We start from the raw sequence: 16,346 nt of genomic DNA, 5'->3' as shown, positions 1-16,346 counted from the left end.
AATGATGCTGCTTCTGGCAGTTTTTATGGCTGGAGGGGGCAGTCGAGTGATCAATTGAGTACTCTTGCCGCCTGTAGATGCCAATTTTATAGCCATAGAAATTCACAATCCCCCTCATTACACTAAACAGTTTCCGCTTGAGGTCAGATACATCTCGCATGAATGCATGAAAAAAACAATCAGTGGATTTGATGGCTCAATTATCACAGAGCCAAGCTATAACGTTATTGGGGGCCTCATGCGGCAAGATAGCGGGGATATTTTGATAGCAAAAGTTGCTATGGCTGGTGGTGGTTCATGTAAATTGACGTTGAGTGCGGTCAATTTCGGTATCGAGTATACAGATGCGATACTTCTTGGCAAAGATCTTGTTACTGGCACGGTGGTTGGTGTGACTCTCGCCTTTGATAATTATGCTTCTCGCAATGGATAATTTACCTTTGTCATTGAGGATGTAGATTTATCCCCTAAACATTATCCTTATATAAAAAGAAAAGTTGAGGGGGGATGGCTTATCGCTATTTGGTAAGAGAGACTTTCTATCATTGCGTGTTGGTGATGTTAGTTCAATGAGCCCCCTTAAATAGATAAGGGGGAAATAACAAGGTTTGTCGAGTTAGAAAAGAAAATGAAAGGTGAATATCTAAATTTTATTTGTACGGATAGAAGTGTTGCTCCTGAAAGAACGTTTTTCCCTGATTTTGATAAGATCGATAAAATGAAAGTTAAATGATTTTTGTTTATTTTTTTCGAGGATTCAACATGACAAAAGGCTTGGTTTTGCTTGGTGACAAAACTTCTCATGGTGGAAAAGTGATCTCCGCCTCCTCCAATATTACTGTCGATGGGAAAAAAGCCGCGTTAGTTGGCGATATGGTCAGCTGCCCGGTAGAAGGGCATGGAACTAATCCTATCGTGGAAGGATCACCGCACCGCACCTTTAACGGTCGCGCTGTTGTCGTCGATTGCTGTAAATGTCAGTGCGGTTGTACTGTCATTTCAAGTGCTCAGAACAGCACAGTAGGATAATCAATGGGCTGGGAAAGGACGAAAGCAACAACAATGGAGTTGCCTCCTGAGCCATCATTTATTGGATGGCTGTTAGCAGGAGGTGTTGCCGCAGTTGTGGGGGTTTTGCTGTTTATCCTGCATGCGTCAGGCATGATTAAGGCTCTGGCTGCATTCAATATCTGGTGGCTGGCATCCAGCCCGGTTCTTGGCTGGTTTTTTCTGTTTTGTTTGCGGGGATGGCTGTGGGGCAGAACAGTCAATGAACATCTGTTTTTGCAGAAGGAAGCTGAATACGGACAGCAACAGTGGGAAGCCTGGGCTGGACGTTATCTGGCCGTCCTTGGAAGCAGCATACTGCTACCTTCCGGAGTGACCTCTGACGCCATTGCTAAATCAGATGCTGCAGATGCGCCGCAATTTCTTTCACTAACCTGCCATTTTGATGCGCAATCGGTGAATTCCACCTCTTTGCTCGAAATGGGGTTGGCCGGTGTACAAGAGGTGATATCAATGTTGCCTGCGACAGTACCATTCAACGTCACCATTGTGAGCGACATGATTTCGTCAGACTTCGAGACCCGGTTTCACAAATCATGGGGAAAAATTTATCCTGGGCGTGAGCTAACAGGTTCGATCTCATGTTTTGAAGCCCTTTCTTTTGTCTGGATCGAGGAGCGCCTTAAAAATCCCGTTTTCGATATTGATTTGATCCTGATATTGCAGAATCAGGGGGCTGAACAGTATTCCGATGCACTCGCAGCGATGGTACTTACCAGCGATGATGTTGCTGAAAAATACCAGCTTTCACACTCCGCCCGCATATTGCGACCGATGCCGCTGGACATGACAAATTTCAGGGCTGATATGGGGTTGTTCCTCGAAACACAAACGATCGCCTGCCAGACGTCAAACGTGTTCTGTGATTACGGGCACTGGAATGACGGGTTTGCTGATCTAATGACCGCGTCTCAATCACATCTGACACCGTGGGTGCCCCAGGAAATTGATGTACTGGAAAAATATAACGGAATTCCAGGGGGCGGGAGTGCGTGGCTTCTAGCCACATTACTGGCCGACATCGTGTCCGTCAGCAACAAACCTGTTTTAGGGTTGTTTACCTCAGGTGCTGATCGTTTTGTCAGTACTGTTACTTCAGGGAGTGAAAATAATGATGCCGGGTAGTACATGGAGCAGAGGAGGGCTTGCTGGCATAATAGCCTGCATCTCAGCGATTATAGTGGCCTTGATCCTTCATTTCGGCCCCTCGCATGGCCTTGATACCCGACCAATGCAAGTGCTTGCATTCGTTGCCGTATGGATAGTCCTGCTGATTGTTTTCTATACGCCGTTCATGTTCCGGTTTATGAAGGAAAGATATCATCGCTGGCGGGAACAGAAGAACAATGCATTGCCTTCTGATGAATCAAGAGTTGCCCGGACTCCACCACGCAATGTCACCGTTGATACCATCCGTGACGCCATGCGTAACCTCTACGGTCGGCGCTGGGGACGTAAAACACGCATCCTGCTGGTCACTGGCACCGTCACTGAGGTGGAGCAACTGACTCCGGGTCTTACGGACCAGCTCTGGCAGGAAGACCGTGGCACGCTGCTGTTGTGGGGCGGTGACCTCAACACGCCAGCAGACAGTGCCTGTCTGACCGCACTGCGCAAACTGCGCCGCCGTCCGGTGGATGGCATGGTGTGGGTCACCTCAGCCTTTGACCAGCTTTCAGCACCTGGGCTGGAGCAGCCGCTACCGGTACCGTCAGAAAGCACCATGGATTCCCTGTCTCATGCCATCAGCGCACGTATGGAAACGCTTGGCTGGCAGCTCCCGCTGTATGTCTGGTCCCTGCACCCGCGCGCCGGTAAGCCGGAAGGACGGGTTGTACAGGCAGCCGGCTGTCTGCTGCCTGCCGGTTGTCGCACCGAAGGACTGGCAGAGCAACTCTCCGCCCTGACGCCGGAACTGACCTCACTGGGCCTGCAACAGACCTGCGGTGAAGTGAAACATAACTTCTTACTGGCGCTTGCCGACCAGCTCATTCGTGAGCCACAGAGCGTGACCACACCGCTGTCGGTGATGCTCAATCCGTACCGACCGCTGCCGCTGGCCGGTGTGGTGTTCAGCCAGCCTTCTGCGGGGGCTGAGCGCGCAGTGGCGCATCACTGGGGCATGGATAATCGCTGGGAGGTTCTGCCGGAGTCAGTCCGGACACTTCCTGCCGGACTGCGTCCGCGCAAGCCAGGCATTCCATGGCGTAAGCTGTTGGCATCTGCTGTCGCCGTGGCAATGGTGGGCTGGGCGGCGTGGATGGGGACAGCGTACGTGACCAACCGCAGCCAGATTGACGGTGCGAATGCCCAGGCTGCACTTGCCGCACGACAAAACCAGCCGCTGGAACAGCGTCTGCACGCGCTGTCTGAGCTACAGAAAACGCTGGCCCGTCTGCAGTACCGGTCTGAACACGGCGTGCCGTGGTACGAGCAGGCTGGGCTGAGCCAGAATAACGCCCTGCTGGCAGCCCTCTGGCCACGTTATCAGGACAGCGCTCTGCCACTGTTGCGGGATGCGGCTGCTGACCATTTGCAGATGCAGGTCAGTGCCTTTAATGCGTTGCCGCCGGGTAGCCCGCTGCGTGAACAGATGGCAAAAAGCACGTATGACCAGCTCAAACTCTACCTGATGCTGGCGCGTCCGGAGCATATGGATGCCGCCTGGTTCAGCTCTGCTTTGCTGAACGACTGGCCGAAGCGTAACGGTGTGAAAGACGGTGTCTGGCTGGGGATGGCTCCGTCTCTGTTGTCGTTCTGGGGCGCGCAGCTGGTCGCGCACCCGGAGTGGAAACTCCGTGCCGATGAAAACATGGTCAGCCAGGCCCGCTCCCTGCTGGTTCGCCTGATGGGAGTACGTAACAGCGAATCGGCTCTGTACCAGAAGATGCTCTCCGGGGTGGCACACCTGTATGTCGATATGCGCCTCGAAGACATGACCGGCGATACCGATGCATCCCGTCTGTTCAGCACTCATGAAGTCGTGCCGGGGATGTTTATCCGCCAGGCCTGGGAGCAGGCGGTGCAGCCTGCCATCGAGAAGGTGGTGAAGGCCCGCCGGGACGAACTCGACTGGGTGCTCACTGACGGCAGGCGTCAGGCGAAAACGCAGGACGAAACCTCCCCGGAAGCACTGAAAAAGCGCCTGACGGAGCGGTACTTTGCTGACTTTGGCGGAGCCTGGCTGGCATTTCTGAACAGCCTGCGATGGAACCGGGCCACCACGCTGTCTGATTCAATTGACCAGCTCACCCTGATGGCCGATGTGCGTCAGTCACCTCTGGTTGCGCTGATGAACACCCTGAATGTGCAGGGGCGTACCGGGCAGACGGGCGAAGCCATTTCGGATTCCCTGGTGAAATCGGCCAAAAATCTGCTCGGCGGTGATAACAATGATGCCATTGACCAGAGTGCCGGCGTTCATGGTCCGCTGGATGCGACCTTTGGCCCGGTACTGGCGCTGATGGACAAGAACCGTTCAGGTATACAGGAGCAAAGTCTGCAGTCCTTCCTGACCCGCGTGACGCAGGTGCGTCTGCGCCTGCAGCAGGTGACCAATGCCGCTGACCCGCAGGCAATGACCCAGACCATTGCCCAGACCGTATTCCAGGGCAAAGCCGTGGACCTCACCGAAACCCGTGACTACGGCAGCCTGATGGCCGCCGGTCTGGGTCAGGAATGGAGTGGCTTCGGTCGCACGGTCTTTGTAAACCCGATGGAGCAGGCCTGGCAGCAGGTGCTGACCCCGGCGGCCGACAGCCTCAATACCCAATGGCAGCAGGCGGTGGTGGCGGAGTGGAACAGTACCTTTGGGGGCCGTTATCCGTTTAATAACTCCAGCAGTGATGTTTCTCTGCCGCTGCTGGCTAAATATCTGAATGCCGATTCCGGGCGTATCGCCCAATTCCTGCAGACCCGTCTTAAGGGCGTGCTGCATAAAGAGGGCAACCACTGGGTACCGGACAGCATCAATTCGCAGGGGCTGGTGTTTAATCCAGCATTCCTCAATGCCATCAACACCCTGAGCCACATCTCGGATGTGGCCTTCACGGAAGGCAATGCTGGCATGAACTTTGAGCTTCGTCCGGGCACCGCTGATGGCGTGATGCAGACCGACATGATTATTGACAGCCAGAAACTGACCTACGTGAATCAAATGCCGGTGTGGAAGCGCTTCACGTGGCCTGCAGATACGGAAGCACCCGGCGCGAACCTGAGCTGGATTAGTACTCAGGCCGGGACCCGTCAGTACGCGGATATACCGGGGCGCTGGGGCCTAATCCGTCTGCTCGATGAAGCCAGCGTTAAAGCCTATCCGGGCGTGGGCAGCAGCTACAGCCTGAGCTGGAAAGCGCAGGATGGTCGCTCGCTCAATTACACCCTGCGTACCGAAGCGGGAGAAGGCCCGCTGGCACTGCTGAAGCTGCGTAATTTCCGTCTGCCGGAAACCATCTTCAGTACCACCGGTGTCGCATCGCCAGACCCGGTGGCAGACGTGTCCAGTGACGACGGAGAGGTGTACTGATGAGCACGCTAAATGCCTTACTCAGCACCTGTCAGGCAGAGCAGGCACCACTGCTTGCCGCCACCCGTGAGCATGTGGCGCAGTGGGATAATTGGCTGCTGCCGCTGACCGGATCATCCCCCGTAGGCGAAGACCCGGGTTATGACGATGATTTCCAGCAGATGCGCGAGGAGGTTAACAAACTTTCCGGTGCGGATACTGAGCTCATCTGCCGGCTTGCAGAGAAACTGCTGACCACGACTGCCAAAGATATCCGTGTTGCCACCTACTACTGCTGGGCAAAGCTGCACCGCGAGGGTGAACAGGGGCTGGCAGAAGGACTCGAACTGCTGGGCGGTATGCTGGAGCGCTTTGGTACACATTTGCACCCGCAGCGTGATCGCAGCCGTAAGGCGGCGCTGGAGTGGCTGGCGGGTTCGCGCATGACTGACTCTCTTTTCCTGTACCCGGAAGTAGTCAGGGAAGAGGCTGTGCGTACTACCGGGGCGTTGCTGCTGATAGCGCAGCTGACTGAAAATGAGCCGGATGAAACACGGCCGGAACTTAATGCGCTGTACGGTGCGCTGGAGAATCGTCTGCAGAAAGCCGGCGGTGTGGATGCCGTGGTACCGCAGAATGCCAGCGCAGGAGAAAACCCTCCTCCGGTGAGTCACAGCGATGTGCCGTCAATCGGGCGAATCACTTCAGGCCAGGATTTGCTGGCCCAGGCCCGCACACTCACTGAATACCTCCGAGAGCAGCCTGATGGCTGGCTGTCAGCACACCATCTGATGAAAAGCCTGCGCCATGACACCCTGCGGGCCATTCCTGCCCCGGATGCGCAGGGTCGTACCCGCATCGAACCACCAAGAGCGGACCAGCGAGCGCTGCTCAAACGCCTCTACTTGCAACAGAACTGGGCTGAGATGCTGGAAACAGCAGACAGCACGTTTTCCCGCGGTGCCAATCACCTGTGGCTGGATCTGCAATGGTATATCCATCAGGCGCTGACGAAGTCCGGCAAGGAGGCGCTGGCCGACATCATTGCCGCTGACCTGAAAGGACTGCTGGCCCGGTTATCCGGGCTCGAAACGCTTGCCTTCAGTGACGGTACCCCGTTTGCGGATGAAGTGACGCTGAACTGGATCCAGCAAAGCGTGCTGGATACCAGTGGCGGGTGGGGTAATGACACAGCTTCGGCACGGATGTCCGGCGGCAACGATGACATTCTGGCACTGGAGCCGGAAGCGATGGCCCTGGCGGACAATGAAGGCCCGGATATGGCGCTGGCCTGGCTACAGAACCGCCCTGGCGTCACCACTGCCCGACAGCAGTGGCTGTTGCGCCTGCTGATGGGGCGTATCGCGGAGCAGTACGGAAAAAATGAACTGGCGGTGCATCTGTTTGCTGAGCTGGGCGTGCGCGCTGGCGAGGTCACTCTCACTGAGTGGGAGCCAGAACTGCTGTTTGAAGTCCACGCCCGCCATCTGAAACTCCTGCGCCTGAAAGCCGGTCGCAGTGAGGCTGATAAGGCCCGACTAATACCCATAATGGACCAGTTACTTGCCGGGCTGATCGCTGTCGATCCTGCCCGCGCCGCCGTACTTTGCGGTTAAATCAACAGGAATTGAATAAATGGAAGATTTGACCCTGCGTTATTACGACGCGGAAATGCGCTACCTGCGTGAGGCCGCGAAAGAATTTGCCCAAACCCACCCGGATCGCGCCGCGATGCTGGACCTCGACAAGGCCGGTACACCAGATCCGTATGTTGAACGCCTGTTCGAAGGCTTTGCTTTTTCGATGGGGCGCCTGCGTGAAAAGATAGATGACGATCTGCCGGAACTGACAGAAGGGCTGGTCAGCATGCTCTGGCCACACTATCTACGCACTATTCCGTCGCTCTCGGTAGTGGCATTTACCCCTGCGCCGCATGCGATGAAAATGGCAGAAGTGGTGCCAGCGGGTCTTGAGATATATTCCCGTCCGGTAGGGCCGAAGAACACCGTCTGTCGTTACCGTACCACCCAGGATGTGAGGCTTAATCCCCTGGGTGTTTCGGGCATTACCATGACAACCGAACCCGACGGTCGGTCGCTGTTGCGGATACGCTTTGCCTGCAGCAGCCAGGCAGACTGGTCCAGTGCTGACCTCAGCCGTCTGAGCCTGTATCTCGGGGCGGATGCCCCCGTCAGCAACCAGTTACATCTGATGCTCACCAAACGGCAGGCGGCGCTGTACATGCGCCTGCCCGGGCAGACTGATCGTATCCGGCTTGACGGTTATTTCTCGCCGGGCGGGTTTGCTGAAGAGGACGGCCTGTGGCCGAAAGGTGACGCCGCTTTCAGTGGCTACCAGCTGCTGCTGGAGTACTTCACTTTTCGCGACAAGTTTATGTTTGTCCACCTCAATGGTCTGGCCGGTATCACGCCACCTGCTGGGGCAGAGTACTTCGACATTGAGGTCGTGTTCAGTACGCCGTGGCCATCAGACCTGCCGGTCACCGATGACGCGGTTCGTCTGCATTGTGTGCCAGTGATTAACCTTTTCACGCTGGAGGCGGATCCGCTCACCATTACGGGGCTGGAAAGTGAGTACCTGCTGCGCCCTAAACGGCTGCAGGATGGACACACCGAGATTTATGCCGTCGATTCAGTCACCGGCTCAAACAGGACTCGTGATGCCGAATACGTGCCGTTCAGCAGCTTCCGCCACAAGGGCGGAATGATGCGCCGTCATGCGCCGCCCCGGTATTACCACACCCGTGTAAAGCGTGGCATCACTGGGCTATATGACACCTGGCTTATCCTTGGCGGGCACCAGTGGGAAGATGACCGCCTGTTTGAGCGCGAAGCTGTCTCGCTGCAAATCACGGGTACCAACGGTCAGTTACCGCGCCGGGCACTGCAGAGCACGCTGCTGGACCGCTGCGAGCAGGTGGTGGATACGCAACTGACGGTTCACAACCTCTGTAAGCCCACGCTGCCGGTATACCCGCCTGCGGAAGACCGTTTCCACTGGAGGGTATTGAGCCACCTGGGCTCCGGGTTCCTGAACATGATGAGCACCGCCGAAGTGCTACGCGGGACGCTTGCGCTCTATAACTGGCAGGAAGATGAGCTGAACACCCGGCGTCTGGAAGCGATACAGCATGTGGAGCACCACCGCCTTCAACGTTTTGAGCAGGGCTACCTGCTGCGGGGGCTGGATATCGAAGTGACCCTCGACAGCAACGGCTTCACCGGTGAGGGCGATATTCACCTGTTTGGTGAAATGCTTAACCGGTTCTTTTCGTTGTATGCCGATATGAATCAGTTCAACCAGCTCACCCTCATCGTTCAGCCAGAAGGAAAATGCATCCGGTGGAAAGAGAATCACAGTCCGCGCCTGCCAGGCTGATAAAGCGGCTGGGCGATCGGCTGCCATATATCAACTTTTACCGCTTCTGCCAGTTACTGGAACAGAGCCAGTCTGACAAACCGGTTACGGGCAGCACCTGGCAGGTACGTCATGAACCGGTACGCTTCCGGCCCCATCCGGGCATGGGCTTCCCGGCATCGGAAATCAAAGGGATTGAACAGTCTGAGCATTCGCATCTTCCACCGACGGTGCGTATCACCTTTATGGGGCTCTACGGCGTGGAGTCTCCGCTGCCGACACACTACATTGATGACATCACCCAGCGGCGGGAAGGGTATGAAGCCACTGCGGATTTCCTCGATATCTTTAACCACCGACTGATTGCCCAGTACTACCGCATCTGGCGGAAATATTCGTATCCGGCAACCTTTGAGGAAGGGGGGAAAGACAAAACCTCGCAGTACCTTCTGGGGCTTGCCGGACTAGGAATTGATGGATGCACAGACAGCATAGCGACGCCAGCCTCACGCTTTCTGGCGCTGTTGCCGGTCATGCTATTGCCGGGGCGGACTGGGGAAGGTATGACCTCGCTGGTGCGTCTGCTGGCACCCAACACGCAGGCGAAAATCTGGCACCATGATAAACGCCGTGTGCCGCTGAAGAAGCCCCTGACCATGAGCGTTAGCCAGCCTGTCACCCTGACAAATCGTCCGGTGATGGGCAGCTATGCCACCGAGGTGAACAGCCAGGTACTGATGCGTCTGGCCACTACCGACCCGGATGAAGTGCAGGGCTGGTTACCGGGTGGAGAGCTTCACACGGACCTGATGGCGCTGCTGCACGTGTATCTTGGGTCACGGCTTGATGTCCGCCTGCAGCTGTGTATCGACCGTAGCCTGCTGCCGGACGCGACGATGAGTATTCACCCTAAAGCTGGCGCAGTACAGTTGGGCCGCACTGCCGTTATGCGACCGCTGAATGCGGCGAACATCGCCGCGCACCCCAAAACCATAACCATCAATCTTGGCCGCTATGAGCGGGTACAAGAAAATATTCACCGCAGGGAGACCGATGAAGATGGCGATTATCGCTGGTAAATTTCCTCTGGCTGCGCTGGTCGCCGGTATCACAATGATACTCGCGGGCTGTGGGCTGACTCAAAAGGTGACAGACGGCACCGTTGCTGTGACCAGGTCGATTTTTTATAAGCAGGTAAAAACCCTGCATCTGGATATACGCGCCCGCGAAGGCGTGAACAGCAATGCCGGCGGAGTGGCATTGTCCACTGTTGTCAGAATTTATCAGTTGAAAGATCGAAAGACCTTCGACAGCACGGACTACCCGTCACTGTTTAAAACCGACAGTCAGGCTATCAGGGCTGACCAGGTGGCCGAAAAGGATATCCGCCTGCAGCCGGGCGGCGCGGTGACGGTCGATATGCCAATGGAGGAAGACGCTCAGTATGTGGCAGTAGCCGGGATGTTTATGTCACCGGATCAGGTGAACAATACCTGGCGCGTGGTACTGAGCCGCGATGACCTTGATCCGGATAAGGCCCGGGTGATTGAAGCGGGCAATAACCGGCTGACCCTGCAGGCGCTGAAAGATGAGTGAGTCAGCCCGTCCTTCGTTGTATGAAACGCTCTACGGCAACTTTACCGGCAGCCTCGACCTGCATCAGGTCAGTGAGCAGAACCAGGTCATTCTGTCCGTACTCGACAACATGCAGCGTATTCTCAGCAGCCGTGCGGGCTCGCTGGCGCATCTGCCGGACTATGGTTTGCCGGATATGGCAAAAATTCTGCAGGGCATGCCGGGCACTGCCCATGAGCTGATGGGCACCCTGTCGGCTGTTTTGCTCAAATATGAGCCTCGTCTGAAAAAAATAACGGTTGTCCTGCTGGAGCAGGACGTCCCGGGCGAAATGCGCTATGCCATTGATGCCGAACTCAAAGGTGTTGGTCTGGTGCGCTATGGCACCGAGTTTATGCCAGAAGGGCGGGTTCTCCTGCGACATCTTAAGCAACAGCATTATCTCGACACGACGACCCGCCTGTAAGATCAGACAGCCCGCGCAGGCTCCATCTGTCAGTAAAAGTCTGGCTGATATTGCAGAAACAATAACCTTCTATAGCTCCTTATATGTCAAATGGACAACTGGTCATGCATGACATCACTCCACGTAAACTAAAAACCGGTGGCGACCCGCGCACGTTAGCGGATTATGCCAGCCTGCGTGATGAACTGAGTAAACTGACACATCCGGCCCGTCCGGATGTGAACTGGCGTTATGCCGAAAAACTCTGCCTTTCACTGTTTGAGCAAAACGGTGTGGAGCTACAGACGGCGGCCTGGTACACGCTGGCACGGACGCAGCTGGCCGGCTTATTCGGCCTCAATGAAGGCCTGGCGATACTGGATGCGCTGATAAGCCATCAGTGGGGGACACTGTGGCCGCAGCCGGTACATGCCCGCATGGAAATCCTCAGCAGTCTGAACCAGCGTCTTCAGCAGCGGATGCGCTCGCTCCCGCTCAATTACAGCGACCTCAGACAACTGTATCGGGCTGAGCAACTGCTTGGCAGTCTGGGGGAGGTGCTTCAACGTCTGGAGCTTAAGCATCTGAGCCAGCTCGATACGTTGCGTTCCCTGATGCACAACAGTGCTATCCGGCTGGAAAACAGCAACGATACAACCAGTACCGGGTCGAATATTCAGTCTGGGATTGTCCTGCCTGCCACCGTAAAGAATGGTGCAGTCATATCAACAGGCTCTCATACCGGTAGTCTCTCTGAAGAGACCCCAGCGCCAGACAGCCCAGTGAAGTGGGTATTCGTTGCACAGCCAGAACATCACGCAAATGTGGAAGTACTGAGGGCAATGCCCACTCAGGTAAAAAAGTGGAAATACTTCGCTGCCGGAATGTGTACCATGCTGATAATAAGTACGGGCGCAGTGTGGAGCTGGCAATTTCTTCACCGGCCAGACCCGCTACAGACTCAGCTTGCTGCCTCACTGGCTCCGTTACCTGCACCTCTCGCGCCTGAAAAACTGGATATGTTGCGTCAGCAATCTCCGTCATCACAAACAATGATAGAACAAACACAGCAGCAGCTTGCCCGACTGGATAAATTACCTCCTGACTGGAGTATTACTTACAGCCGAAAACTTACAGAACAGGCTCAGGTGCTGTGGCCGGAGCAAGCAAAACCCCTGATACAACAGTGGCAGCAACATCTTAATGCTGCCGCATTACCGGTAGAACAGCTCAATGGCTGGTATAAGGGGATGTCAACGCTACAAAAATTGAGTGACCGGCTGAACGGGCTTGATGAGCAGAAAGGCAAGTACATGACGGTCAGTGAACTGAAGTCCGTTGTATTTTCCGTCCGGCAGTCTTTTAACCAGTCCATTCCGGCTGAAGAGCAACTGCGTATCTTGTCAGAAAATCCTCCTGGTGTACCTTTACCTGCAGCTGCGAGGTCTCAGCTGGAGATGCATCTGAAACAACTGGCAGCCCGATACGCTGAAATAAAACGGAATTCACCAGAGTAAAATGGTGCTAAAAATTTTATGCGATTCAGTCTGTTGCCGAGATGACTGAGTGACCAGAGCGGACTTCAGATGCGGTAGGGGTGATGGTGGAGACGTCTGGAGTGCAAAGTGGTCGTATCTGACGCGATGAGCAACTTGATATTCTTAAAGCGGACTATCCCTGAGTAGGCACAGCTGTAACCATCAGGACCAAAAGAGCGATTGAAAAAGCGCGAGGTCGGTTGAGATCGGGTAGCAAGAGGAGAGAGTGTATCACTGTTTATAAGGGAGTTTTCTTGAGTCTGGTAGACATCAGGAGAGGGGGTATATGGTGTCCCCTGCAGGAATCGAACCTGCAACTAGCCCTTAGGAGGGGCTCGTTATATCCATTTAACTAAGGGGACAAGGCGGCACGAGTATAGCCTCATTTACACTTTGCGTTAAGCTCATCGCCGCCTGACTGCTCAAAGAGTCACCATTCAGGTCGATTTTTTTGCAGATTTATCATCGTTTTCCCGCGCTTTCTGTTCGGCCTTGCGCTTATTAGACATGTCGTTACGGATTTGCGCATGGCTTAACAGTGCGAAGATAAACGTTCCGCCGCAGATATTGCCTGCAAGCGTCGGCAGGGCGAACGGCCAGAAAAAATCGCTCCAGTGAAGCGTACCATTAAAGACCAGATAGAGGATTTCAACGGTTCCGACCACGATGTGCGTGGTGTCAGCCAGCGCTATCAGCCAGGTCATTAATATGATCACGACAATTTTGGCACTGCCCGCGGAAGGAAACATCCACACCATGGTCGCGATTATCCAGCCGGAGATAATGGCATTCGAGAACATTTCGAACGGCGTGTTTTTCATTACGTCCATACCGATTTTCACGAAGGCATCCCGGGTGGGCTCATCGAATATCGGCATATATTCAAATGCCCATGCCGCCACGCCTGTACCGATGATATTCCCCAGCAGCACGACGCTCCATAAACGCATCAGTAAACCGAAATTACCGAGGGTAGGGTTTTGCATCACCGGGAGAACGGCGGTAACGGTGTTTTCAGTAAACAGCTGCTGGCGCGCCATAATGACAATCACAAAGCCAAAGGTGTAGCCGAGATTTTCAAGTAAAAACCCACCGGGTATCCCTTCCAGTTGCACATGAAATATGCCCTTGGCGAGGAGTGAGGCGCCCATCGACAAGCCTGCCGCGATGGCCGACCAAAACAGAGCCATGGCATCACGCTCCATCTCTTTTTCGCCATCCTGTCGGATATGTTCATGGATCGCCATCGCACGGGAAGGAAGGCGATCCTCATTGATTTCTATCTCCTCACCGCGCTCTTTTTCCTCACTTTCAATTTCAATTTCCTCATTACTCTCGCCAATTTTTTCTTCGCCCACTTCTTTCATAGCCACTCCAACACGATGATCTTTCTATAAAGCGTAGCGGCTTTTAATGAAATGCCCGTGGGGATGCTCTTAAATTGGCGGCAATGGCAACAAAGGCGATACATCTCATTAAAAGACATTATAAAATTGCCAGCGAAACGAATTCTAAAAGCCAGGCTATGCTGAGATCAGAGTGACGGTGGTTACTGCCCGTAATTGTGCTCGTAGACATCGGTAAACGTGCTGTTACAATCACTTGCACGTTTACAGGCGGAGCAACCCATGCTCCGTTACGGATGGCAATCAACGATAGCCATACTGAACAGGGAGATATTTATGAAACTTCGGCTGTCGGCGCTTGCGCTGGGCGCGACGATGCTTGTGGGCTGCGCCAGCTCTGGAGAGCAAACGGGACGCTCCGATCCTCTCGAAGGATTTAACCGCTCAATGTACAGCTTCAACTACAACGTGCTGGACCCGTATGTGGTTCGCCCGGTGGCAGTTGCATGGCGTGATTATGTTCCACAACCTGCGCGTAACGGGTTGAGTAACTTCACCAGTAACCTGGAAGAACCTGCGGTGATGGTGAACTACTTCCTGCAGGGCGATCCGTATCAGGGTATGGTGCACTTTACCCGCTTCTTCCTGAACTCATTGCTGGGGATGGGGGGCTTCATCGATGTTGCCGGTATGGCGAACCCGAAACTTCAGCGTGAGCAGCCGCACCGTTTCGGCAGTACGATGGGGCATTATGGCGTGGGTTATGGTCCGTATGTTCATCTGCCATTCTACGGCAGTTTCACCGTACGTGATGACGGCGGCGACATGGTGGATACGCTGTATCCGGTTCTGTCGTGGCTGACCTGGCCGCTGTCGGTAGGGAAATGGACGGTGGAAGGGATCGAGACGCGTGCGCAACTGCTTGATTCGGACGGTCTGCTGCGTCAGTCTTCTGACCCGTATATTATGGTCCGCGAAGCTTACTTCCAGAATCACGACTTTATTGCCAATGGCGGCAAGCTGAAGCCGGAAGAGAATCCGAACGCGAAAGCAATCGAGAACGAATTAAAAGATATCGACTCGGAATAAAGATATCGACCCGGAATAAAGAAAAAAGGTGAGCCATGCTCACCTTTTTTAATCCCTGCGCGATTAGAACGCGTAGTTGAAGTTCATGCCATACAGCCAGGCTTTACCTTCAGAAGAGAACTCATACGGCCCCTCCTTAAAGTTAACTTTTTGACCGTGCATGTAAGAGATGCCCGCATCGATAGAAGCATCTTTATTGAAGGCATAGGTTGCACCTGCGCTCAGCCAGAAGCGGTCCTGGTCCGGAATGGAGATGGAACGCTTGTCAGCCGGTACCGGACTATCATCGAAGGCAATACCGGTACGGAATGTCCAGTTGTCATCCATATAGTAGGTGGTACCCAGCGCGATACGGTAGGCATCACGGAAGCTTTCATCTTTATAGAAGAGCGTGTCACCATTGCTGTTGGTCGCTTTCAGCTCCTGGAACTGACTCCAGCTGGTATAAGTCAGGCTATAGTGAACCGCCCACTGCGGCGCCACTTTGTTATAACCCGACAGTTCCCACATTTCTGGCAAGTGCAGGCTCAGAGAACCGCCAGTGGTACGGCCGTCGGTGCCCATTGGCAGGCCGAAGCTACCCAGAATCTGGTTATAGGCTGAAGGCAGGCTGCTCTTATAATCGCCATCGAAGTCAATTTTCACTTCGGAACGGTAGGTTAAACCGTAGCGGTTATTTTTATCGATTTCATAAAGGATACCGGCGTTCCAGCCGAAGCCCCATTCGTCACCCTTGAGGTAAGCAATCTGGGTATCTGCCGGAATACCTGCAACCTGCTGTGCCAGACCCGGAATCGGCGGCAGAGCGCCTGAGCCAGCAACGACTTTACCCAGGTCACCCGCGTAGCGCTCGATCTTCGCTTTAGCATAAACCGCATCAAAGCCGACGCCGAAGCTCCAGTGGTTGTCCAGACGGTAAGCACCGCTCAGGTTCAGGTTCAGGGTTTCAAGGTCGGTTTTACCGCCATACGCCCCTGCGGCGTAGTTATTATTAAACTCGGTAGCCAGACCGTAGTTAGACGTCACGGAAGCGCCCCAGCCGAACTGGTCATTAATTGGCGCAACGAAGTGGAGGTTTGGCACCCAGGCTGTTGGCGCGATGTTGTCTGCCTTCAGGCTGGCGCCTGTTGGAGAGCGGCCCGAGATATCAACACCCGGATCAACAAAGATTGCACCAGCAGAGAAGGTCGGACGATCGAACATCATGATCAGTGCAGGGTTACGACTCGCGTTGCCCGCATCATCAGCAATTGCGCCTTCCCCGGAATACGCACGGCCAAGGCCAGAGGAAGAAAATTCGTTTAACTGAAAGCCCGCGGACCAGGCGGACGTAGAGACGATTGCCACTGCGACTGCCAGCGCAGTCTTTTTGAACAGGGTTTTCTGGCTCATGACCATAACCT

The 16,346-nt window shown here is 54.6% G+C and carries 13 protein-coding genes and 1 tRNA gene; 11 read left to right on the top strand and 3 right to left on the bottom strand.

Translation table 11 applies throughout. The features are described from left to right. Window positions 1–166: 166 nt before the first annotated feature. From ACN9MQ_RS15955 to ACN9MQ_RS15910, 10 genes are all read left to right on the top strand, one after another. Window positions 167–433, top strand: coding sequence for a hypothetical protein (locus ACN9MQ_RS15955; protein WP_426021348.1), 267 nt, complete (start codon window positions 167–169; stop codon window positions 431–433). Window positions 434–762: 329 nt separating this feature from the next. Then, window positions 763–1,029, top strand: coding sequence for a PAAR domain-containing protein (locus ACN9MQ_RS15950; RefSeq protein ID WP_426021396.1), 267 nt, complete (start codon window positions 763–765; stop codon window positions 1,027–1,029). Window positions 1,030–1,032: 3 nt separating this feature from the next. After that, window positions 1,033–2,193 carry a hypothetical protein gene (locus ACN9MQ_RS15945; protein WP_426262652.1) on the top strand — a complete coding sequence of 387 codons (1,161 nt, stop codon included), beginning with the start codon at window positions 1,033–1,035 and terminating at the stop codon, window positions 2,191–2,193. A gap of 181 nt (window positions 2,194–2,374) precedes the next feature. After that, window positions 2,375–5,593 carry an ImcF-related family protein gene (locus ACN9MQ_RS15940; protein ID WP_426021350.1) on the top strand — a complete coding sequence of 1,073 codons (3,219 nt, stop codon included), beginning with the start codon at window positions 2,375–2,377 and terminating at the stop codon, window positions 5,591–5,593. Continuing rightward, entirely contained in the window at window positions 5,593–7,188 is a 1,596-nt protein-coding gene (gene tssA / locus ACN9MQ_RS15935) for a type VI secretion system protein TssA (protein WP_426021351.1), read from the top strand. The genes ACN9MQ_RS15940 and tssA overlap by 1 nt, the downstream gene beginning before the upstream one ends. Window positions 7,189–7,207: 19 nt before the next feature. Further along, the gene (gene tssF / locus ACN9MQ_RS15930) at window positions 7,208–8,971 is read left to right on the top strand and encodes a type VI secretion system baseplate subunit TssF (RefSeq protein WP_044857139.1); all 1,764 of its coding nucleotides are present in this window, start codon (window positions 7,208–7,210) and stop codon (window positions 8,969–8,971) included. Beyond that, complete coding sequence (gene tssG / locus ACN9MQ_RS15925; protein WP_426021352.1) at window positions 8,926–10,029, top strand: type VI secretion system baseplate subunit TssG; 1,104 nt, start codon at window positions 8,926–8,928, stop codon at window positions 10,027–10,029. The genes tssF and tssG overlap by 46 nt, the downstream gene beginning before the upstream one ends. After that, entirely contained in the window at window positions 10,010–10,546 is a 537-nt protein-coding gene (gene tssJ, locus ACN9MQ_RS15920) for a type VI secretion system lipoprotein TssJ (protein ID WP_252069884.1), read from the top strand. Before tssG ends, tssJ begins: the two co-directional genes overlap by 20 nt. Next, window positions 10,539–10,991 carry a type VI secretion system baseplate subunit TssE gene (gene tssE / locus ACN9MQ_RS15915; protein ID WP_040018058.1) on the top strand — a complete coding sequence of 151 codons (453 nt, stop codon included), beginning with the start codon at window positions 10,539–10,541 and terminating at the stop codon, window positions 10,989–10,991. Before tssJ ends, tssE begins: the two co-directional genes overlap by 8 nt. Before the next feature lie 104 nt (window positions 10,992–11,095). Then, window positions 11,096–12,487 (top strand): VasL domain-containing protein, encoded by a 1,392-nt coding sequence (locus tag ACN9MQ_RS15910; protein ID WP_426021353.1) that lies wholly within the window; start codon window positions 11,096–11,098, stop codon window positions 12,485–12,487. 308 nt (window positions 12,488–12,795) lie between these two features. On the opposite strand, the gene ACN9MQ_RS15905 is transcribed toward ACN9MQ_RS15910, so the two are convergent. Next, window positions 12,796–12,870, bottom strand: a tRNA-Arg gene (locus ACN9MQ_RS15905). A 75-nt stretch (window positions 12,871–12,945) separates the two neighbouring features. Next, window positions 12,946–13,875, bottom strand: a complete 930-nt coding sequence (locus tag ACN9MQ_RS15900) for a formate/nitrite transporter family protein (RefSeq protein ID WP_250369150.1) — start codon at window positions 13,873–13,875, stop codon at window positions 12,946–12,948. Window positions 13,876–14,190: 315 nt separating this feature from the next. Here ACN9MQ_RS15900 and mlaA point away from each other — a divergent pair, with 315 nt between their 5' ends. Then, a complete protein-coding gene (mlaA, locus tag ACN9MQ_RS15895) occupies window positions 14,191–14,943 on the top strand; it encodes a phospholipid-binding lipoprotein MlaA (RefSeq protein ID WP_020883108.1) in 753 nt (250 codons plus the stop codon). Window positions 14,944–15,006: 63 nt separating this feature from the next. Here mlaA and fadL read toward each other — a convergent pair whose 3' ends face one another. After that, window positions 15,007–16,335, bottom strand: a complete 1,329-nt coding sequence (fadL, locus tag ACN9MQ_RS15890; protein WP_020883109.1) for a long-chain fatty acid transporter FadL — start codon at window positions 16,333–16,335, stop codon at window positions 15,007–15,009. Window positions 16,336–16,346 lie beyond the last annotated feature (11 nt).

The organism is Enterobacter sp. R-25 (assembly GCF_049913205.1).
Classification (GTDB): domain Bacteria; phylum Pseudomonadota; class Gammaproteobacteria; order Enterobacterales; family Enterobacteriaceae; genus Enterobacter; species Enterobacter ludwigii.
The sequence above is the reverse complement of the archived record's forward strand: the minus strand, read 5'-3'. Positions and strand labels throughout refer to the sequence as shown.

Excerpts from the sequence above, each read along its gene's own strand:
- ACN9MQ_RS15955 (WP_426021348.1), top strand. The coding sequence starts at position 167 with ATGAAAAAAACAATCAGTGGATTTGATGGCTCAATTATCACAGAGCCA.
- ACN9MQ_RS15950 (WP_426021396.1), top strand. The coding sequence starts at position 763 with ATGACAAAAGGCTTGGTTTTGCTTGGTGACAAAACTTCTCATGGTGGA.
- ACN9MQ_RS15945 (WP_426262652.1), top strand. The coding sequence starts at position 1,033 with ATGGGCTGGGAAAGGACGAAAGCAACAACAATGGAGTTGCCTCCTGAG.
- ACN9MQ_RS15940 (WP_426021350.1), top strand. The coding sequence starts at position 2,375 with ATGAAGGAAAGATATCATCGCTGGCGGGAACAGAAGAACAATGCATTG.
- tssA (WP_426021351.1), top strand. The coding sequence starts at position 5,593 with ATGAGCACGCTAAATGCCTTACTCAGCACCTGTCAGGCAGAGCAGGCA.
- tssF (WP_044857139.1), top strand. The coding sequence starts at position 7,208 with ATGGAAGATTTGACCCTGCGTTATTACGACGCGGAAATGCGCTACCTG.
- tssG (WP_426021352.1), top strand. The coding sequence starts at position 8,926 with ATGCATCCGGTGGAAAGAGAATCACAGTCCGCGCCTGCCAGGCTGATA.
- tssJ (WP_252069884.1), top strand. The coding sequence starts at position 10,010 with ATGGCGATTATCGCTGGTAAATTTCCTCTGGCTGCGCTGGTCGCCGGT.
- tssE (WP_040018058.1), top strand. The coding sequence starts at position 10,539 with ATGAGTGAGTCAGCCCGTCCTTCGTTGTATGAAACGCTCTACGGCAAC.
- ACN9MQ_RS15910 (WP_426021353.1), top strand. The coding sequence starts at position 11,096 with ATGCATGACATCACTCCACGTAAACTAAAAACCGGTGGCGACCCGCGC.
- ACN9MQ_RS15900 (WP_250369150.1), bottom strand. The coding sequence starts at position 13,875 with ATGAAAGAAGTGGGCGAAGAAAAAATTGGCGAGAGTAATGAGGAAATT.
- mlaA (WP_020883108.1), top strand. The coding sequence starts at position 14,191 with ATGAAACTTCGGCTGTCGGCGCTTGCGCTGGGCGCGACGATGCTTGTG.
- fadL (WP_020883109.1), bottom strand. The coding sequence starts at position 16,335 with ATGAGCCAGAAAACCCTGTTCAAAAAGACTGCGCTGGCAGTCGCAGTG.